Annotated in this window: 19 protein-coding genes and 1 pseudogene; 13 read left to right on the forward strand and 7 right to left on the reverse strand. The window is 71.9% G+C overall.

What is annotated here, in order from left to right; all coding sequences use genetic code 11:
- Positions 1-444: 444 nt before the first annotated feature.
- Complete coding sequence (locus tag ACTOQ2_RS37720) at positions 445-2,076, forward strand: serine hydrolase domain-containing protein (RefSeq protein WP_440105820.1); 1,632 nt, start codon at positions 445-447, stop codon at positions 2,074-2,076.
- On the opposite strand, the gene ACTOQ2_RS37725 is transcribed toward ACTOQ2_RS37720, so the two are convergent.
- Positions 2,061-2,705, reverse strand: a complete 645-nt coding sequence (locus ACTOQ2_RS37725; protein WP_440105822.1) for a response regulator transcription factor — start codon at positions 2,703-2,705, stop codon at positions 2,061-2,063. The genes ACTOQ2_RS37720 and ACTOQ2_RS37725 overlap by 16 nt on opposite strands.
- The gene (locus ACTOQ2_RS37730) at positions 2,702-4,006 is read right to left on the reverse strand and encodes a sensor histidine kinase (protein ID WP_440105824.1); all 1,305 of its coding nucleotides are present in this window, start codon (positions 4,004-4,006) and stop codon (positions 2,702-2,704) included. The genes ACTOQ2_RS37725 and ACTOQ2_RS37730 overlap by 4 nt, the downstream gene beginning before the upstream one ends.
- A gap of 239 nt (positions 4,007-4,245) precedes the next feature.
- Between ACTOQ2_RS37730 and ACTOQ2_RS37735 the strand changes: the two genes are divergently transcribed.
- Positions 4,246-4,755, forward strand: coding sequence for a hypothetical protein (locus ACTOQ2_RS37735; protein WP_440105826.1), 510 nt, complete (start codon positions 4,246-4,248; stop codon positions 4,753-4,755).
- 437 nt (positions 4,756-5,192) lie between these two features.
- Positions 5,193-6,161, forward strand: a pseudogene (locus ACTOQ2_RS37740) (RNA polymerase sigma factor); the annotation flags it as partial.
- Positions 6,162-6,319: 158 nt separating this feature from the next.
- Here ACTOQ2_RS37740 and ACTOQ2_RS37745 read toward each other — a convergent pair.
- Both ACTOQ2_RS37745 and ACTOQ2_RS37750 read right to left on the reverse strand, forming a co-directional pair.
- Positions 6,320-7,093, reverse strand: coding sequence for a class I SAM-dependent methyltransferase (locus tag ACTOQ2_RS37745; protein WP_440105828.1), 774 nt, complete (start codon positions 7,091-7,093; stop codon positions 6,320-6,322).
- Between the two features lie 172 nt (positions 7,094-7,265).
- Entirely contained in the window at positions 7,266-7,754 is a 489-nt protein-coding gene (locus ACTOQ2_RS37750; RefSeq protein WP_440105830.1) for a hypothetical protein, read from the reverse strand.
- A gap of 132 nt (positions 7,755-7,886) precedes the next feature.
- On the opposite strand from ACTOQ2_RS37750, the gene ACTOQ2_RS37755 reads away from it, so the two are divergent.
- Positions 7,887-9,173, forward strand: coding sequence for a sensor histidine kinase (locus ACTOQ2_RS37755; RefSeq protein ID WP_440105832.1), 1,287 nt, complete (start codon positions 7,887-7,889; stop codon positions 9,171-9,173).
- Positions 9,170-9,838, forward strand: a complete 669-nt coding sequence (locus ACTOQ2_RS37760; protein ID WP_440105834.1) for a response regulator — start codon at positions 9,170-9,172, stop codon at positions 9,836-9,838. Before ACTOQ2_RS37755 ends, ACTOQ2_RS37760 begins: the two co-directional genes overlap by 4 nt.
- Before the next feature lie 158 nt (positions 9,839-9,996).
- Here the strand turns inward: ACTOQ2_RS37760 and ACTOQ2_RS37765 are convergent, their stop codons facing one another.
- Positions 9,997-10,437, reverse strand: coding sequence for an Lrp/AsnC family transcriptional regulator (locus ACTOQ2_RS37765; RefSeq protein ID WP_440073596.1), 441 nt, complete (start codon positions 10,435-10,437; stop codon positions 9,997-9,999).
- Positions 10,438-10,474: 37 nt separating this feature from the next.
- On the opposite strand from ACTOQ2_RS37765, the gene ACTOQ2_RS37770 reads away from it, so the two are divergent.
- Positions 10,475-11,359 (forward strand): SMP-30/gluconolactonase/LRE family protein, encoded by an 885-nt coding sequence (locus ACTOQ2_RS37770; protein ID WP_440105836.1) that lies wholly within the window; start codon positions 10,475-10,477, stop codon positions 11,357-11,359.
- A 161-nt stretch (positions 11,360-11,520) separates the two neighbouring features.
- Here the strand turns inward: ACTOQ2_RS37770 and ACTOQ2_RS37775 are convergent, their stop codons facing one another.
- The gene (locus ACTOQ2_RS37775) at positions 11,521-11,937 is read right to left on the reverse strand and encodes an SRPBCC family protein (protein ID WP_440105838.1); all 417 of its coding nucleotides are present in this window, start codon (positions 11,935-11,937) and stop codon (positions 11,521-11,523) included.
- A gap of 353 nt (positions 11,938-12,290) precedes the next feature.
- Between ACTOQ2_RS37775 and ACTOQ2_RS37780 the strand changes: the two genes are divergently transcribed.
- The 7 genes from ACTOQ2_RS37780 to ACTOQ2_RS37810 all read left to right on the forward strand — a co-directional run bounded on the left by ACTOQ2_RS37780 (position 12,291) and on the right by ACTOQ2_RS37810 (position 18,144).
- Positions 12,291-13,358, forward strand: coding sequence for a lysostaphin resistance A-like protein (locus tag ACTOQ2_RS37780; protein ID WP_440105840.1), 1,068 nt, complete (start codon positions 12,291-12,293; stop codon positions 13,356-13,358).
- 188 nt (positions 13,359-13,546) lie between these two features.
- Positions 13,547-13,861: an ArsR/SmtB family transcription factor gene (locus ACTOQ2_RS37785; RefSeq protein ID WP_362691272.1), complete on the forward strand. Its 315-nt coding sequence runs from the start codon at positions 13,547-13,549 to the stop codon at positions 13,859-13,861.
- 43 nt (positions 13,862-13,904) lie between these two features.
- Complete coding sequence (locus ACTOQ2_RS37790) at positions 13,905-14,858, forward strand: SRPBCC family protein (RefSeq protein WP_440105842.1); 954 nt, start codon at positions 13,905-13,907, stop codon at positions 14,856-14,858.
- 168 nt (positions 14,859-15,026) lie between these two features.
- Positions 15,027-15,434, forward strand: a complete 408-nt coding sequence (locus ACTOQ2_RS37795; RefSeq protein WP_440073620.1) for a RidA family protein — start codon at positions 15,027-15,029, stop codon at positions 15,432-15,434.
- Positions 15,435-15,702: 268 nt separating this feature from the next.
- Complete coding sequence (locus tag ACTOQ2_RS37800; RefSeq protein WP_440105844.1) at positions 15,703-16,011, forward strand: hypothetical protein; 309 nt, start codon at positions 15,703-15,705, stop codon at positions 16,009-16,011.
- The gene (locus tag ACTOQ2_RS37805) at positions 16,008-17,156 is read left to right on the forward strand and encodes a bifunctional WXG100 family type VII secretion target/C40 family peptidase (RefSeq protein ID WP_440105846.1); all 1,149 of its coding nucleotides are present in this window, start codon (positions 16,008-16,010) and stop codon (positions 17,154-17,156) included. The genes ACTOQ2_RS37800 and ACTOQ2_RS37805 overlap by 4 nt, the downstream gene beginning before the upstream one ends.
- A 223-nt stretch (positions 17,157-17,379) precedes the next feature.
- Positions 17,380-18,144 (forward strand): VOC family protein, encoded by a 765-nt coding sequence (locus tag ACTOQ2_RS37810; RefSeq protein ID WP_440105848.1) that lies wholly within the window; start codon positions 17,380-17,382, stop codon positions 18,142-18,144.
- Between the two features lie 110 nt (positions 18,145-18,254).
- On the opposite strand, the gene ACTOQ2_RS37815 is transcribed toward ACTOQ2_RS37810, so the two are convergent.
- Positions 18,255-18,941, reverse strand: coding sequence for a maleylpyruvate isomerase family mycothiol-dependent enzyme (locus tag ACTOQ2_RS37815; RefSeq protein ID WP_440105850.1), 687 nt, complete (start codon positions 18,939-18,941; stop codon positions 18,255-18,257).
- Between the last annotated feature and the right edge of the window lie 232 nt (positions 18,942-19,173).

A 19,173-nucleotide genomic window follows, 5' to 3' on the forward strand; every position in this document is an offset into this window, starting at 1 on the left:
CCGGATCGCCGCGGCCGGCGGGGCGTGCGGTCACCGCGATCCAGCCGGGTGGGGGCGGGGAGGATACCGCCGTCGCCGGGGGGGGTCGGCGAACGGCGCTGTGCACACCATAAGATGGCGGACAGATGTCCGCAATGTTTCTACTTATTTTCGCAAAAATATGCCTACAGAATGGCTTTGAACGATATATCGACCGGCAGAGGCTGACAGGTGAGTCGATCTGGATCGCGGGCGAGCACGCCCTCCTGGAACGGTCCGATGTTTCTTTCCAGCGTCGGAGGGTTTCCCACCGCCACGAGGTCTCCCGGCTTCGCGGGTCTCCCGCGGCCCGCAAGTGCGGGACGGCAGGGAGTCCCGGCACCCGGGGAACCTGTGGTTTTTCGCAGGGGAACGCGGAGGGATCTCACAATGGTCCGGGCGTAGCGGTGTTCGTAGCGTCGACTGGTGCCCGAATTCAAGATCACAAACAGCCCGCTCCCCCGGCGTCTCGCCGGCCGCCGCCCGGTGGCCCGCGCCGCCATGTTCGCGACGGCCCTTCTGACGGCGGCCTCGTTCGCACCGGTCCCGTTCGCGTCGGCGTCGTCGGCGTCGGCCTCGTTCGCAGCGGCCCCGTTCACGGCGGCGTCATCGGTGCCGGTGTCATCGGCGGGGACGGATACCGCCCTCCGGGAGATCGATCCCGCGGCCGTCGACCGTTTCGTGAACGCCTACCGGAAGTCGACCGGACTGCCGGGGGTCGCCGTCGCCGTCACCAGGGGAAACGAGGTCGTCCACGTCGCCGGCTACGGCCGTACCTCCTCCGGCGATCCCGTCACGGCGGACACCCCCATGGCGACCGCGTCGCTCAGCAAGTCCTTCACCTCCCTGGCCGTCATGCAACTGGCGGAGAAGGGGGTGGTCAGGCTCGACGAACCGGTGCGCGTCCGGCTCCCCGAGTTCGTGATGGCCGATCCGCGGGCGGCCCGCATCACCGTCCGCCAGTTGCTTGACCAGACCTCGGGCATGGCCGACCAGGCCTTTCCCGAGAGGAGCCTGCCCCAGCCCCGATCACTCCGCGAGGCCGTCGCGCGGCTGAGGGGGGCGAGGCTGGCCGCCGACCCCGGCACGCGGTGGAGCTACCACAACACCAACTTCCAGGTCGCCGCGCGCCTGGTCGAGGTGGCGAGCGGCGTGCCCTTCGCCGGTTACCTCGGAAAACACGTGTTCGGCCCACTCGGCATGCGGAACAGCACCACGATCGACACCGAGCGCGACCTCCCCGCGAGCGCGCGGGGCCACCTCCACCTGCTCGGCGCCACGCTCGCCCTTCCCGAGCCCCCGGGGTTCGGCAACGGCTCCGGCGGGGTGATCAGCAGCGCGAGGGACATGGCCCAGTGGATGATCATGCAGAACGGCGAGGGAGCCGGTCCGGGCGGCGTCCGCGTCGTCTCCGCCGCGAGCGTCGCGGAGATGCGCACCCCGTCCAAGATCAAAAACTCCTACGCCCTGGGCTGGGCGATCGGCACGACGGGAAACGGCTCGCCGGTCGTCGAGCACGGCGGCGACCTGCTCACCGCGACGGCCCAGCAGAGGCTCCTGCCCCGGTCGGGGTACGGCATCGTGGTGATGGCCAACACCGGCACGACGTACGGCGACAGCGACGCCGTCGCGGACGCGCTGGTCGCCATGGCCGAGGGGCAGGAGCCCAAGGCGCCCCCCTCGATCCCCCCGTACCTGATCATCGACCTCGCCGTCGCGGCGGTCGCCGCCGTGACGCTCCTGCTGGCGGGCCGCGGGCTGGCCCGCTCCCGCCGGTGGGCGGCGCGGCGTGCCGGTCACCCGGCGTGGCGCGCGGCGGCGCGGCTGCTGCCGTACGCGCTGCCGGGGGTGCTGTGCCTGACGATCACCGACGTCTTCGGGCTGCTGGCCAGAGGGAAGGACATCACCTGGACGCAGGTGGCCTACATCTACCCGTCCTTCATGCTCTGGCTCGTCCTCGCCACCGGGGCCTGCGTGGTCCTGGTCCTCGTACGGATCGGCCACCTGGTCCGGACGTGCCGGGCGCCCGCGCCCGGCGCCGCTCAGCCGTCCAGATAGCGCAGGATGGCCAGGACGCGCCGGCTGTAGCCGGGGGTGCGCGACAGCCCGAACTTGTCGAAGATCGCGTTGATGTGCTTCTCCACCGTGCTCTGCGACACGTGCAGGCGCTCGGCGATCGCGGCGTTGACGAGCCCCTGGGCCAGTTGCTCCAGCACCTGGGACTCCCGCCGGGTGAGCCTGCTCAGCGGGTCGGTGCGGGTGGTGCGGGCGAGCAGCCGCCGGACCACCTCCGGGTCGAAGACCGTCCCGCCCGCGCGGACCCGCTCCAGCGACTCCAGGAACTCGCCCACCTCGGTCACCCGGTCCTTGAGCAGGTACCCCAGCCCCTCGGGGGCTCCGGCGAGCAGCCGGGCGGCGTAGGCCGTCTCGACGTACTGCGACAGCACGAGCACGCCCACGCCCGGCCGGCGCTCCCGGATCGTCAGCGAGGCCCGCAGCCCCTCGCCCGCCTGGCCCGGCGGCATGCGCACGTCCACGATCGCCACGTCGGGGCGGTGCCCGTCCACGGCCTCGAGCAGCCCCGCGGAGTCGCCCACCGCCGCCACCACCTCGTGACCCGCCTCCTCCAGGAGACGGACCAGGCCCTCGCGGAACAGCACGGAGTCGTCGGCGAGGACCAGCCTCATGACGGCTCCGGGCGTTCGGACCCGCCGCGGGGCAGCGTCGCCGTGACCCTGGTGGGGCCACCGGGGGGACTGTCCACCTCGAAGGCGCCGTCCAGCGCCAGAACCCGTCGCTCCAGCCCGGACAGCCCGCCGCCGGCGGGATCCGCCCCGCCCCGGCCGTCGTCGGAGATCTCCACGGTCACCGCGTGCTCGTCCTCGCTCAGGACCACCAGGACGCCGCCGGCACCCGCGTGTTTCGCGGCGTTGGCGATGGCCTCGCGGGCCACGAAGTAGACGGCCGTCTCGATCTCCGACACCGGGCGTTCCGCGAGACCGTAGCGGACGGTCACCGGCACGCCCGCCCGTTCCGCCACCCCGGCCAGGGCCGCGCGCAGGCCCAGCTCGTCCAGCGCGGCCGGGTAGATCCGCCAGGCCACGCCGCGCAGCTCGTCGAGGAGGCGGCGTGACTCCGCGTACGCCTGGTCCACGAGGGCGGCGACCGCGGCCGGGTCGGCGCCGTGCCGAGCCCGGCCCAGCAGCATTCCCAGGGCCACGCCCCTCTGCTGGACGCCGTCGTGCAGGTCACGCTCGATGCGCCGCCGCTCGTCGTCGACGGCCCGCACGATGCCGCTGCGGGTGGCGGTCAGCTCCGCGATGCGGCGGCGCATCGCCTCCCGCTCCCCGGGACCGGCGAAGTACGCGGCCAGCCGCCGCTCCGCGGCCACCGTCGCCGCGCCGCACAGCGCGGCCAGCCCCAGCAGGACCAGCCCGTAGGCGGTGCCCAGCGGCCCGCTGTCGACCGTCAGGCGCACGCCGGGATACCGCAGCGGGACCGGGGACGACGCGCCGGAGAGCAGTTCCCCGACGCCGCCGGCCAGGAACAGCAGGCCGACGAAGAGACCGGTGAAGGTCAGCAGGCTCGCGAACGTGCCGAACGCCGCCCGCAGCGCGAGGTAGCCGTACGCGCTCCTCGCCGGCCCCCCGCCGGTCCCGTGGCCGGACCACACGCCGGTGCCGTGGTCGAAGCACGCCGCCAGCCGGGCGCGTTCCAGCGCGACCAGCCGTGCCGTTCCCGCCGCCGCGAAGCGCCGGGCGGCGCGCCGGCCCGCGGGCCACGCCGCCAGGACCGCGAACAGCCCGCCCGCGACGCACAGGAAGCAGAGCTCGGCGACACCCGTCACGCCCCCCGCGACCAGACCCGCGCCGCGCCGGGCGGCCCGCGCGACCGGTGCCCCGGCCCGCGCGGATCGAGGTACCGGCCACTGCATGACTTTCATCCTCGCGATCATCGGGGTCATCGGGGTCATCGGGGTCATCGACATCAGACGAATTGTATTGACCTTCCCTCGCCCCTCGAAGACCACCAGAAAACGACATTGACCGCCGAAACCGGGCGGTGCCGCGGCTCGGAGCAGGCGGGGCCCCGGACCGGAGGCCGCCGGAGCCCGCACACCGCCCGGGTGCTCACCGGAGGACCGAAATACCTATACAAATCACCCAAAGAGTCACCGCGGGCGTGAATTGCTTTGACCGGCAACCAGGAATTGGCCATATTTGCGCAATGATTCGTTTACGCCACCTCGCGGGAGCCGTCCTCGCGTCCGTTCTGCTGGCCGGCTCCGTCGCCGCCCCCGCGACCGCCTCGACCCGGGAAACCGTCGCCGTCTCCTCGACCGAGGCCGCCGCGCGACCGGGTAACGGAAAGATCCTCTACGACCGCATCAGCGGCGGGCGGGGCACGCTGAAGGTCAAGAACGGCACCCGCAGGGACGCCGTCGTCACGCTGGTCCGCGGCAGGTCCAAGGCGATCAGCATCTACGTCCGCGCCCGGTCGACGGCCTCCGTCCGCGATGTCAGGGACGGCACCTACACGATCTTCTTCACCTCCGGTTACCGGTTCAGCACCTCCCGGGGCAGGTTCACCAGCTCCCCCTCCTACCAGCGCTTCACCAGCAAGCTGAGGTTCACCACGACCTCGTCCAGCGCGACCATCTGGACCCTGACCCTCAATCCGGTCAGGGGCGGCAACGCCCGGACGACCGGCGTCAACCCGAACGACTTCCCGGCCTGATCCGGCGCGATCCGTCCTGATATGGCCTGATCCGTTCTGGTTCGCCCTGACCCGGCGGGGTCCGGCGGGGTTCGGCGAGATCCGGCCTCCGCTCCCCCTCCCTCCCCCGTCCGCCCACCATCACGCGTCCGCCCACCATCACGGCAACGCCCGCAGCGTCGCCGGAAGATCCGCCGGGCCGCCTCCCCCGCCGGGAAGGCGGCCCGGCGACCGTTCGGCGTCGAACGGGACAGCCGCGCCCTTCGCGAGAGATCCCGGCGGCGGAGCTCTCCGCTCCCAGCGAAGGACGCGACGGCGAGCCAGGCGCCACAGCACACCGTCGCGGGACGTACCTTGAACTGCACGGGTTGTTGTATCTGACCAGACCTGGGGAAGGTGTGAACGCCATGGAAGCCGCCACCGTGGAAGGCACCGTTGAGGTTGTCGAGGTTGAGGAAGAGGACCTGGTCCTGACCGACGACGACGAGGCGCCCGCAGCCCTGGAGGCGACCGTCGGGGCGAGCACCGACCCGGTGAAGGACTATCTCAAGCAGATCGGCAGGATTCCCCTCCTCAACGCCGAGCAGGAGGTCGAGCTCGCCAGGCGCATCGAGGCCGGGCTGTTCGCCACCGAACGACTCAACGACGGCGACCGGCTCCAGCCCGACGTGCGCGCGGAGCTCGAATGGCTCGCCGAGGACGGCCACCGGGCCAAGAACCACCTGCTGGAGGCCAATCTGCGCCTGGTGGTGTCGCTGGCCAAGCGCCACACCGGCCGGGGCATGCTGTTCCTGGACCTGATCCAGGAGGGCAACCTGGGGCTGATTCGCGCCGTGGAGAAGTTCGACTACACCAAGGGATTCAAGTTCTCCACGTACGCCACCTGGTGGATCAAGCAGGCGATCACCCGGGCGCTCGCCGACCAGGCCCGCACCATCCGCATCCCCGTGCACATGGTCGAAGTGATCAACAAGCTGGCGCGCGTGCACCGGCAGATGACGACCGACCTGGGCCGCGAGCCCACCCCCGAGGAATTGGCCGTGGAGCTGGAGATGACCCCGGAGCGGGTCGTCGAGGTCCAGGGGTACGGGCGAGAGCCGATCTCCCTGCACAGCCCGCTGGGCACCGAGGGCGACAGCGAGTTCGGCGACCTCATCGAGGACTCCGAGGCGATCACCCCCGAGGACGCGGTGGCCTCGGCGCTGCTGCAGGAGCAGCTGCACACGATCCTGGAGGCGCTGTCCGAGCGTGAGGCCGGGGTGGTGGCGATGCGGTTCGGGCTCGGCGACGGCCGGCCCAAGACACTGGAGGAGATCGGGCGCGCCTACGGGGTGACCCGCGAGCGCATCCGGCAGATCGAGTCCAAGACCATGACGAAGCTGCGCCACCCCTCGCGCTCGCGGGCCCTGCGCGACTATCTGACCTGATCGGTCTTCCGGCCCCGTCGGCCCCGGGGCGGTCGCCGTCCGGACCGCCCCGGATTCATTCTCGCCACCGCGGGCCCCTCAGGCCCGGCGCCGCCACGAGGCGCGACCGGGCGAACGGGGCGTTCGAGACACGCGTGCGGCGGCCGTCACGACCCGTGTCACGACCTGCGCGCGACGACTATCTCGGTGACGACCTCCTCCGGCCACTCCCCCGACGGGTTCACCGCGGCCAGTGCCTCGCGCACCGCCTCCGTGAACGCGGGCAGGCGCTCACCGAGCCGCGCGGGCGAGGAGTAGGAGAACGACAGCTGCAACCCCACGATCTCGTCGACGGACTGCCGGACCGTACGGACGAAACACCGGGACTCCAGCCGGTGGAACACCGACTCGCGCAGCACCTCCTGGTGGTGCCGCCCGCTCTGGGCGTACTCCTCGCTGTTCGCCCGCCACTCCAGGCCGAACGTCTGCCGTACGGCCTGCACCACCGGCTCCCAGGGCGGCTCGACCGGGTCGGTGGTGGGACCGGCCAGGACGACCGCCCCGTGCGCGGGGAGCAGCCCGTCGAAATACCGGAGCACCCGCTCGCGCTCCATCCAGTGGAAGGAACGGCCCATGACGACGTGGTCGACCGGGCCGAGCGGCAGCTCCCCGAGCGTCGAGGAGTCGCCCCGCAGCCAGCGGATGCCGGGCGTGCCCCACCGGGCCCCCTCGGCGAGCATCTCCTCGCTGGGGTCCACGGCCAGGATCTCCCCGGCCCGGGACGCGAGGGGGATCGCCAGCGTGCCCGGACCGCACCCGAGGTCCAGCACCCGTACCCGGTCGTCGAGGTCCAGCATGTCCGCGATGTAGTCGATGATCTCTGTTTCGTAGCCGTGCCGGTAACGCGCGTAGTAGGTGGCGGCACCCGCGAACAGTTCGCTCCGAGAGATCATGCGAACCAGTTTAGACACGCTCCTCCGGGAACCGGGGGCCTGCGGCCGGGCCGATAGGGGCCCCTGAACAGCGGAAGACGCCGTTCGTCACGCACTGCCGGAGACACGCGTCCCGTCCGGCGGACCGGGAGGGTCACGCCCGGTCCGGGGCACCGGGAGGGCCGCGTCCCGTTCAGGGCGTCCGGGGGCCGGAGGGAACGACCTTGCCGAGTCCCCAGGCGACGAGGCCGGTGATCGCTCCGACGATCACACCGGTGAAGACACTGCTGATCGCGGCGAAGAGTCGCAGGATGGCGGACTGCGTGGCCGGGGCGAGGTCGCTCAGGTTTCCGCCGAGCGTGGGCGGGTTGCCGCCGAACGCGGAGTTCCAGAGCAGCTGATGTCCCGCGGCCAGGAAGACGCCGTAGAACAGGCCCACGACGAGGAGGGTGAGGAAGGGGTTGGGCACCCTCCTCCAGAGGGCGACCGCGATCCAGACGACCAGAGGTACGAAGACGAACAGGGCGTTCACGAAGGTACCCTCGTGGATGACGTCCAGGTCGTGAAGCACGACCCGGGGCACCGCGAGGAGAGCGAGTCCGATCACGGCGAGCACGGGCAGCCCGAGGACCGGGCGTCTGGAGGCGAGCGGTTGACGCGGCAGGGCGTTTCGAGAGGTCATGGCCTCACGCTAGGAAGCGCCGGGGACGCGGCACATCCGTCTCCGGTCTCGATGCCGGTACGTCGAGAGGCGACCGCCGGCGTCGCCTCACGCGGGACGCGGAGCGACGGGACGGCGCCATAGGGTGAATTCATGATCGAAGAGCGGTACGGGCAGGCACTGAGGAGACTTCCGCCCTGGGCGGTCGACGCCCTGATCGGTGCGGGCGTCGCTCTCATCGTGTCGATCGTCATCTCCGCCGGCCAGGGAGGACGGCAGAGCCCGGACGCGATCGCCCATCTGTGGGCCGTGGGGCTGGGGGCGCTGATGCTCGCCCGGCGACGCCACCCGGTGACCGTGCTCGCCGTCACCGCCCTGGGACTGTTCGCCTACTACGCCGCCGGCTATCCGGCCGTCGGGATCGCGGTCCCCGTCGCCGCGGCGCTGTTCTCGGCGGCCGAGTTCGGCCGTCTCGTCCATGCCGTCGTCACCGCCACCGTCGTGATCGCGGTCTCGCTGTTCTTCCGACTGGCCGAGGGAGATGACTTCTCGTTCGTCGTCGGGTACGAACTGGCCGGGCACATCCTGCTCATGGCCGCGGCGATCGCCCTGGGAGACAGCCTGAGATCGCGGCGAAACGCGCAGGCGGGAGCGAGACGGATCGCCGAGCTCACCGCCCAGCGGTACCGGCAGGAAGCGGACGCCCGGCTGCACGCCGAACGCCTGGCCATCGCGCGTGATCTGCACGACTCGATCGGCCACACGACCTCCGTGATCTCCCTGCACGCCGATGTCGCCCGCGAGTCGCTCGGCCGCGACGAGTCGCAGACCCGGGCGGCTCTCGACCTGATCAAGTCCACCACCACCCGCACGATGAGCGAGCTGCGCAGAACCGTCGCCCTGCTCCGTACCCCGGACGAGGACGCGAGGTCGGTCGTCTCGTTGTCCAGCGTCGACACACTCCGCGAGACCGCCGCGGCCGCGGGGATCGAGATCGACATCGAGATGCGCGTCACCGCCGAGCTTCCCGCGACGGTGGACGCCTCGGCGTTCAGGATCGTCCAGGAGGCGGTCACCAACATCGTCAAGCACTCCCGCGGCACCCGTGCCCGCATCACCGCGCTCGACGACGGCGCGGTCCTGCGCCTGTCCGTCGTCGACGACGGTCCCGGGCAGGTCCGTGACGGCGGCCCGGACCACGACATCGGTCCCGGACACGGCATCGGTCCCGGACACGGCATCGGCTCAGGTCACGGCGTCGGCCCGGGACACGGCATCGGCTCGGGACACGGCATCGGCTCGGGACACGGCATCGGCTCGGGACACGGCATCGCCGGGATGCGCGAGCGGGCCGAGACCCTCGGCGGCACCCTGACGGCCGGACGCGAGTCCGCGGGATTCGCGGTCCGGGCCGTCCTCCCCCTGGAGAGGACGTCATGATAGGCGTGGTCATCGTCGACGATCAGGAGCTCGTGCGAGCGGGACTGCGGACACTCCTCGAGAACGATCCGGGCATCACCGTCGTCGGTGAGGCCTCGGAGGGGCGTGCCGCGCTCTCCCGCGTCCGGGAGCTCCACCCGGACGTCGTGCTCATGGACATCCGCATGCCCGGCATGGACGGGCTCCAGGCGACCGCGGCCATCCGCGCCGACGAGTCCCTGAGGGGCTCGCGGGTGCTGATCCTGACCACGTTCGACGACGAGGAGGACATCGTCGAGGCCGTCACCGTGGGAGCCGCCGGTTACCTTCTCAAGGACACCCCGTCGGAGGACCTCCGCAAGGCGGTGCGCACGGCCGCGGGAGGCGGCAACGTGCTCTCCCCCGCGATCGCCCGGCGCGTCATGGAACGTCTCGCCCAGACCCCGCGACCGCCGGAGCCGGACCCGCGGCTGGCCACGCTGACCGAACGGGAACTCGCCGTCCTGGCCCGCATCGGTCATGCCGAGACCAACGACAGGATCGCCGCCGCGCTCTTCATCAGCCCGGCCACCGTACGCACCTACGTCAGCCGGATCCTGACCAAACTCGACGCGCGGGACCGCACGGCGCTGGCCGTCATCGCTCACCGCTCCGGGCTCGGCACCAGCGAGGACCTCCGCCGGTAGTGACCGGCGCGTCGGCGGCCGAGGGCTTCCCGCTGCCCCGGCCCGAACGCGACGCCCGCCCGTCCCGGCTCCCGGTGAGGCCCTCTGCCCTGGCCCCGGCTCCGGCTCCGGCTCCGGCTCCGGGGAGGCGAGCTCAGGTCACGAGGCCTTCGCACACCCTAGTGAGGAACATGCAGGCCACGCTCGAAGAAGCTCTCCAGCACCATGATGGTTCGCGTCCCGGTCACCCCCTCGATCTGGAAGATCCCGCGCAGCACCTCCTGCAGTTCCCGGGTGCTCGCCGTACGCACCTTGACCAGCAGTGACGCCGGGCCCGCGATGACGTGCGCCTCCTCGATCTCGGGAATCGCCAGCAGGGCCTCGCCCGACGCGCCCATCCACGCGTCCCCCTCCACGAGCACGAACGACAACACGCCCCTGCCCGCGGCGACGGGATCGACGTCGATGGTCGTCCGCCGGATCAGCCCCCGTTCGCGCAGCTTGCGCACCCGCTCGTGCGCGGCGCCGCTCGACAGCCCCACCGCGGCGCCGAGCGCGGCGTAAGACTGACCGGCATCGACCTGAAGGAGGCTGACCAACGTCTTGTCAATCTTATCCATCGCCGTATCATATTCTGTGATCAAGGAGGATTGCATGATGGAATCTATCCCAGCGGAGTTCGAGGCGTTCGACGAACGGTTCGTCGGCGTCGGGGGCGACGAGCGGATCGAGCGGATCCACCACGGTTGCCGATGGGCCGAGGGTCCCACCTACGTCGCGGCGGGCCGCTATCTGCTGTGGAGCGACATCCCCAACGACAGGATGCTCCGATGGGATGAGATGACCGGGAACGTCGGCCCCTTCCGCGCCCCGGCCGGGTACAGCAACGGTCACACTCTCGACCGGCAGGGCCGGCTGATCTCCTGCGAGCACGGCAACCGGCGGGTGACCCGTACCGAGCACGACGGCTCCATCACCGTCATCGCCGACAGCTGGCAGGGCAAGCGTCTCAACAGCCCCAACGACGTGGTGGTCAGGTCGGACGACTCCGTCTGGTTCACCGACCCCAGTTACGGCATCACCAGCGACTACGAGGGCCACCGCGCGGAAAGCGAGATCGGCAACGACCAGGTCTACCGTCTCGACCCCGCCACCGGAGAGGTCACGGCGGTGGCCGACGACTTCGCCCGCCCCAACGGCCTGGCCTTCTCGCCGGACGAGTCCCTGCTCTACGTCGCCGACACTCGCCACGGGCATCTGCGGGTCTTCGACGTGCGCGGCGCCGCGCTGGAGAACGGCAGGGTGCTCGCGGAATGCTCGGCGGGCGGCCTCGACGGGATCAGGCTCGACACCGCCGGCCGGATCTGGGCGGCGACGCACGAGGGGCTGCACTGTTTCGCCCCGGACGGCACCCTGATCGGCAGGCTCAGGCTTCCCGAGAAGACCTCCAACCTGGTCTTCGGCGGCCTCAAGCGCAACTGGCTGTTCATGACCGCCTCCAGCTCGGTCTACGCGATCATGACCAACGTCCGCGGGGCGTGATCTTCCCGGACGTGACGCGGGCCGGCTCGGGGACGCGGCCGGCACTCCGGGCGGCCCGGCTGGGACGGTGTCGTGTGCCCGCCGAGCCGCCCGGCCGCCGGAGCCGGACCGGCCCGGCGTACGGTCGCGTACGGCCGCCCACCCGCGGCCACCGGAGGGGATCAGCCGCCTCGCCGGTCGACCTGACCGGCGAGGCGCTCCAGGCTGTCGCCGAGCGCCCGGTCGACCGCGGCGCCCGGCGGGGCGTGCGCCTCGTCGAAGAAGGACAGGTGGATCGTCACCTCGCTCTCGGCGTCGCCGATGCCGGCCACCTGGAGCCACCCGGCGTAGCTGCCGTCGTCGCGGGTGCCCCACTCCATCCGGAGCTGGTCCCGCTCGGTGCGCAGCAGCGCGCGGAAGTCCTGCCCGGTGGAGTCCTGCCCGCCGGTGTCATCGTGCACCGTCACCGCGGGCAGGTCTCCCGGGTGCACGTGCAGGTCGTGCGGGAGCCACTCGTCGAGGTTGTCCACATCGCCCGCCCGATCGAACACCACCTCCGGCGGTGCGGCGATCGTACGGGAACGCTCGTATTCACTCATCTCGATCCCTCCGGTGTGGAGACCCCGGCCTCGGCCCCGAGGAGGTTGCCGACCGGTCGTGGACGTTGATCGACGACCTACCCCACCCCGCGAGATCCATCCACGAAACACCAGCTCAAACCGGATTCCGAGAGCTCAGGGCCGGGGCCTCCACCGGGATCGCCCGCCGAGGCCCCGTGGCGTCCCCGGAGGGAACGGCGCGGAACCGAACGGCGTCGGGTGTCGTTGTGCCCGAAGGGGACCGGGATCCCGGGCGGAGCGTCGAGCTCGATGAGGCGCGTCCCGCCCTCCGACCTCATGAACCCTCATGAACCCTCATGAACTCCGTGAATCCATCGGAACGGAACGAAGCCATGCACGTCCCCCAGGACCCTCGGCCCGCGGCGGGGCCCCTCCAGCCCCCCGCCCAGCCTCCCGGCCCGCCGCCCCACCGGTTCGGCGTTCCCGGTGCTCCCGGTGCTCCCGACGCGTCCGGCGTACCCGTGGAGCATTTCCCGCCCCCGTCCCGGCACGACCCCTGGCTGGTGCCGGCACCGCCCGGCAGCCGCTACGACCGGCTGGCGCGCACCCGCCTGCACGCCTGGTGGCGGCCGGTGCTGGGCACGGCCGTGGGCCTCGCGGGCCTCATGCTGGCCGGGCTCGCCGTCATCCTCGGCGGTGCGACGGCCGGCGTGGTCGCGGGCGTCGAGATAGGCGGATCCGACGGGCAGATCTTCACCGATCCGGTGTTCGACCTGGGGATCAACCTGCTCGCGATCGCGGCCGTACTGCCCGTCGTGTACGGCGTGGTGGCGTGGATCCAGCGGCGCCCGCCCGGCACCCTCTCCTCGGTCGTGGGCCGCCTGCGGTGGCGGTGGATGGCGCGGTGCACGGCGGTGGCGGTCGGCGCCGTGGTGCTGGGCCAGGCCGCGGTCGCCGTCACCTACCTCGCCACCGGGAAGAACCTCGGCGACATGTTCGGCTGGGTGGGCTGGGAGCGCTTCCTTCCCGCCCTGGCCGTCACCCTGCTCCTGGTGCCCTTCCAGGCCGCCGCCGAGGAGTACGTCTTCCGGGGGTGGCTGATCCAGGCGTTCGGCGCCTTCCTCTCCAACCCGTGGCCCGGCATCCTGCTGAGCGCCGCCGGCTTCACCGCGGTGCACGCCTACATCGACTGGGGCGTCATCGACGTCTTCGCCTTCGGGGCGCTGATGGGCTGGCTGGCGGTGCGGACCGGCGGCCTGGAGGCCGCCATCGCCCTGCACGTGGCCAACAACGTGCTGGCGTTCGGGGTCAGCGGAGCCGACGGGAGCCTGTCGGAGGCGCTGAAACAGGGGTCGGTGCCCTGGCAGACCCTGGCGGGAACGGTCGTGCAGCTCGGCCTCTACGCGATCGTGGTGGTGGTCATGGCCAGGAGGCGAAGGATCGAGACCGTCTCCCGCTGAGGCCCCGGCGCCACGGCTCGAATCGCCCCGGCCGGCCCGGGATCGCCGCACGGGTCGCCCCGCCGGCCCCGTCGCCCGCGTGGAACCCGGCCGGAGCGCGCACTCCCATCCCGTACGCCGGGCGCGGCATCCGGACCGCCTTCCACGCTCCTTGACAGGATATATGCCAATCCAGCTATATTGCCGAAGTGGCAACCACATTCGAAGTACTGGCCGAGCCCCGGCGCCGGGAGATCCTCGACCTGCTCCGCACCGGCGAGCGTCCCGTGGGCGACCTGGTCGAGCGGCTCGCGCTGACCCAGCCGACGGTGTCGAAGCACCTGAGGATCCTGCGCGAGGCGGGCCTGGTCGAGGTCAGGCACGACGCGCAGCGCCGGTGGTACCGGCTGCGACCGGAGCCGCTCGCCGAGATGGCCGCCTGGCTCGAGCCCTACCGGAGCATGTGGGAGACCAGCCTGGACGCGCTCGAACGCCACCTCGACACCATGCCGGAAGAGGCCTGACAAGGCATCAGGAATCCGACAAAACCCAAGAAAGGGAAACATAGTGGAGGAACAACAGGCGACCCTGCGGACCGTCGACGACCGGCCGGTGCTGCGCTTCGAACGGCGGCTGGCCCACTCCCCGGAGAAGGTCTGGAAGGCCGTCACCGACCCGGCCGAGATGGTCCACTGGTTCCCGGCGACGGTGGAGACCGAGCAGGTGGTCGGCGCCGCGATGCGCTTCACCTTCGAAGGCGGGGACGACCTCACCCACGGCCGGATCCTCGAGTTCGACCCCCCGAAGGTGTACGCCTTCCGCTGGAACCAGGACGTGCTGCGTTTCGAGGTGCTCCCCGACGGGCCGGGGTGCCGTCTCGTCTTCACCCACACGCTGGGAGGCGGGTGGGCCGGCCGGCTGACCGCGGGCCGCACCGCGGCGGGCTGGGACGTCTGCCTGGTCGCGCTGCTGGCCAGGCTGGACGGCGAGCCCTCCGAGCAGCCTTCCGAGCAGCCCTCCGGCTGGGCCGACCGCATCGGGGCCTACGTCGAGGTCTTCGGGCTGGCCGAGGGCGAGACGCGGGAGAGCGGCGACAGCCACCTCGTGAGGTTCGCGCGCGACCTGATGTGGAAGCCCGTCGAGGAGGTGTGGGACGTCCTCGTCGAGCGGGACGACCCCCGGCCGGGCGCAGAGCCGCCGGCGTGGCTCACGAACCCGTACGTGCCCGCGGGCCCGGTGACGGAGGCCGGGGCGCCGCGCGTCCTGGAGTACGACTGGCTCCATGACGGCGAGCCCGCGGGGCGGGTGCGCTGGGAGTTCGCGCACGATCCCGCGCAGGGCACCCGGGTGGTGCTGACGCAGACGGTTCCCGCGCGACTGGCCGATCTCCGCGCGACGGCGCTCGCCGCCTGGCAGGCGCACCTGGAGGTGCTCTTCGCGGCCGTCCAGGGCGAGCCCCGGCGCCGGCCCGAGGGTCGCGTCGAGGAACTGCGGAAGCTGTACGAGCACCGCCTGGGCTGATCGCGCCCGGAGCGCCCGCGCGGCGCGATCGACGGGCAGGACGGACCGCGGGCCGACCGCGCGATTTTCTCGTCCTCACCATGTCATCATATTGCATAGCAATGCTATGGTTTGATGGAACGCGAGCCCGAGCCCGAGTTCGCCGAGGACGAAGACGAAGGAGCAGCGATGGCCGTCACCCTGGTCAACCCGGACGGGTTGCCGAAGCCCGAGGTCTACCGGCAGCTGTCGATCGCCACCGGATCGAAGCTGGTGTTCCTGGCCGGCCAGGTCGCCCGCGACGCCGACGGCGGCAAGGTGGGCGAAGGCGATCTCGCCGCCCAGGTCGAGCAGGCCTACCTCAACATCGGCACCGCGCTGGCCGGGATCGGCGCCTCCTTCGACGACGTGGCCAAGCTGACCGTCTACGTCGTCGACTGGAGCCCCGACAAGATGCCGCTGCTGGGCGAGGGGGTCGCCAGGGCGGCCGCGAAACTGGGGGTCGACCCGGTCAAGCCGATCACGCTGCTGGGCGTCGCCGCACTGGGCGAGCCCGATCTTCTGGTCGAGGTGGAAGCCACCGCGATCATCGACTGAACGACGGGTGACCGCCGCGGCCCTCGCCGTCCGGCACCCGCCACGGAGCCCGTCGCGGTCACCTCGTCGGCCACCGTCATGCCGCCGGCGGGACCGCGACCCGCGGACCGCGGGGCCGGATAGGTTTTCGTACTGCGATGATCACGGTTCGCTGGATATGATCGCTTCTTGGTAGATATGGCCGGACGGTGGGCAGGCAACCGGCCAACGCGCCGAACCGGCGTCCGAGCGGGTGGCATCTCGGCGACGGCGGAGGGAGTCGGCTCCGGTGGGAAACCTCGACCTGAATCGCGAGGCGCTGGCCAAGCTGCGCGTCACGGTGAACGCCCAGGGGGGAAGGCTCGCCACCGTCGGCGACGACTTCCCCGCCAGGGGCGGCGCGAGTTCGTCGCTCTTCGGGACCCTGACCGGCGCCCGGGAGCTGGCCGACGCGATCGGCCGGGTCGAAGGGTACGCGGACGGCGAGCTGGGCACGGTGAAGAGCCGTCTTGACGGCGTCGAACGTGCCCTCGACACGATCGAGGACAACGTGACCGCGGCCGAGCGGGGCACCACGAGCCATCTTCCGACCATATGACCGACATGGACGCCGTGGCGGCGCTGCCCGGGGGGCAGGCCCTGGCCGCGCTGGTGAGGAAGACGGACGGGGACCCCGCCGCGATCCGGGCGATCGCCACCCGGTGGCGCAAGGCGGTCAGCTCGTCCGCCGAGCCGTTCAGGCTCCTGAGGAACGCGGTCAACCAGGTGGACACCGCCTGGAGGGGCGCCTCCGCCGACGCCTTCGTCGCGTACATGCGGCGGTACGACAAGGCCGGCGGTTCCCTGCGAGACGCGCTGGGCGACTGCGCGAACTCCCTGGACGCCGCCGCCGGCGCCGTCGAGACGGCGAGGTCGGACGCCGAGCGCGTCTGCGGCGACCTGCTGACCTGGGTGGCGGAATACCGGCGCCGCAACCCGCACGCCACCGAGGAGCAGCTCAAGCCGGGCATCGGCCGGCAGGTCGAGATGGCGGTGTCCCAGGTGCGGGGGCACGTCGACTCGGCCGAGACCGCGCTGTCCACCGCGCGGCGCGAGATCGACAAGCATCTCGGCGACACCACGGTGTTCTCCGCCATCCCGGCCGCGGGCGACCAGGACTTCGTCCCCGGCCCCGGGCACACCACCCGGTGGGTGCCGGTGCCCGAGGAGGAGCTCCGCACCACGCTCGCCGGTACGGGACCCGGCTCGCAGAGCGGCGGCGGTGGAGGCGGCGGCGGGCAGGGCAACGGCGGCGGCCCGTCGTCCGGGAACAACGGCGGCGGCTCGGGCGGCGGCAGTGGAGGCGGGGGCGGGGGCGGGGGCGGCCAGGCGATCCCGTACACGGTCACCGGCGACGGCACCGGAGCCGACGTCGTGGCCGCCGCGAGGAGCCACATCGGCAAGCCCTACGTCTGGGGCGCCGACGGGCCCAACGCGTTCGACTGCAGCGGTCTGGTGCACGTCTCGCTGAACGAGGCGGGCATCAAGATCGGGGACAACACCGCCGCCGGGTACCAGGCGAGCGGCCGGCCGATCACCGGCCCGCCGCAGCCGGGCGACATCGTCTTCTTCGGCTATCCGGCGACCCACTGCGCCGTCTACATGGGCGACGGCCAGATGATCGCCGCCCCGAAGCCGGGCGACCACGTCAAGATCCAGACGGTGGCCGGCGCGTCCCCCATCACCTACCGGCGCTTCACCTGAAGGTCCGTACGGGGCTCGCACGACGCCGGCCGGCAGGTCCGTTCGCCGGTGTTCGCGGTGACGGGGCCGGTGGTTCCCGGGCCGCCCGCGCATCGGGTACGGAGGAGAGGGAAATGTCGGTGGGGTCTGGCAGGCTGAGGGCGACCGGCCCGATGGTTTCGCCCCCGCGCGCGGAAGCCCGGAGCCGGGTCACCGCCACGTGAACGCATCGAAGGAAGAGGCCATGCTCACCACCCGATATGTCCCCGGCGCCCCCAACTGGATCGACCTGGGCACGCCCGACACCGAGGCCGCCGTCGCCTTCTACTCCTCCTTGTTCGGCTGGCACTTCCAGGAGGCCGGTCCCCAGGCGGGCGGTTACGGCTTCTTCCAGCTCGACGGCAAGACCGTCGCCGCCGTCGGGCCGCTCACCCAGGAGGGCGCGGTGCCGGCGTGGACGCCCTACTTCCACACCTCCGACGCCGACGCCACGGCGAAGGCGGTCGAGCAGGCGGGCGGGACCGTGCGCGTCGCGCCGGACGACGTCTTCACCAAGGGCCGGATGGCCGGGTTCACCGATCCCGGCGGCGCCGGGTTCGCCGTCTGGCAGCCGGGCACGATCCAGGGCCTGGACCTCGTCACCGAGAACGGCTCCCTGGCGTGGCTCGAGCTGTACGTCCCCGGCACGGAGGCCGTCCGCCCCTTCTACCAGGCCGTCTTCGACTGGAAGGTCCAGGACATCACGTTCGGTGACATGCCGTACCTCCTGCTGTCGACCTCCGGGGATGACAGCCAGGACCTGGGAGGCGTCATGTCGCTCCAGGAGGGCGAAAGGCCGCACTGGCTGGCGTACTTCGAGGTGGCCGACTGCGACGCGTCCGTCGTCCGGGCGCGGGAGCTCGGCGGCGACCTCGTCGCGCCCGCCGCGGACATCGAGGGCGTCGGCCGTTTCGCCGTGCTCTCCGACCCCCACGGCGCGCGCTTCGCCGTCATCACCAGCGTCGGCTGACCCGCGCGGGGCACCTGGCCGGTCCGCGCGAGACGGCCGGGTGCCCCGCGATCTCCGCGCGCACGGGAGCGGGACCGTTCACGCCGGACGCGCGGTCACCCCGGGGTATGTCATCCCATGCGGTCGCGCAGGATCGCGACGCCGTCGCCTTCGAGGTCGTCGCAGTACGCCGCGCGCCCGGTCATGGCCATCGTGAGCGCCAGGGTGGTGCCGGACACGAGCGCGCCGGAGCCGGTCCTGAAGGGGCCGTCGTCGGCGGCGAGTCGCAGGCCGCCGATCCGTCCTTTGGCGAGGACCACGAGGTCGGAACCCCGGTAGTAGTCGGCCAGCCGGGTGAGGGCGGTGATCGGGTAATCGCGGCGGATGCCCAGCGGGCGCCGTATGTCCTCCGCGTGGACGATCGTCTCGCCCAGCATCGCCACGGTCGGCAGGGGTGGTTTGGTGGTGCTCGTGACGACGCGGCGGAACCTGTCATGCGTCTCGGCCGCGGTCGCCCCCAGCTGCTCGGCGAGCCGCATGGCGACCTGCCTGTCGAAGTCGAACCGGCAGCGGATCACGCCCGCCAGCCACCGCATCGGGGTGAGGCTCGCCGCCGAGGTGAGGTGCGCCAGCACCTCACGCACGGTCAACCCGGTGCACAGCGACGGCGTCGTCCACTGCTCGCCGGTCAGGTTCGCCAGGTCCGCCGCGAGGGCCGCTCGTTCGGCGTGGATCAGCGGCCAGATGTCGGACGCGCGGCGGAGATTCGCCTTCGGTTCCGGATCGGTCGTGTCGGGCGGCGTTCCGTCGTGGGCCATGGGAGTCCTCGCAGCGGTCGGTGAGGGGTCGGAAGGTGGGACTCCCGCCACGAGGCGGAATCGTCGCTCGCGAACCGTCTTCTCGCGGGCGACCCCGGTCGTGGGGCGGCACGACGCGTGCCGCCCCACGACTCCCCGTTCGAGCCGGCGGCCGGAAGGCACGGCCTCCGCCGGCCGGAACCGGAGGGCTCGGCCTCCGCGGGCCGGAGGACGGCCGCGGCGAAGGCGCGGG

The organism is Streptosporangium sp. H16 (assembly GCF_051918855.1).
Taxonomy (GTDB): Bacteria; Actinomycetota; Actinomycetes; order Streptosporangiales; family Streptosporangiaceae; genus Streptosporangium.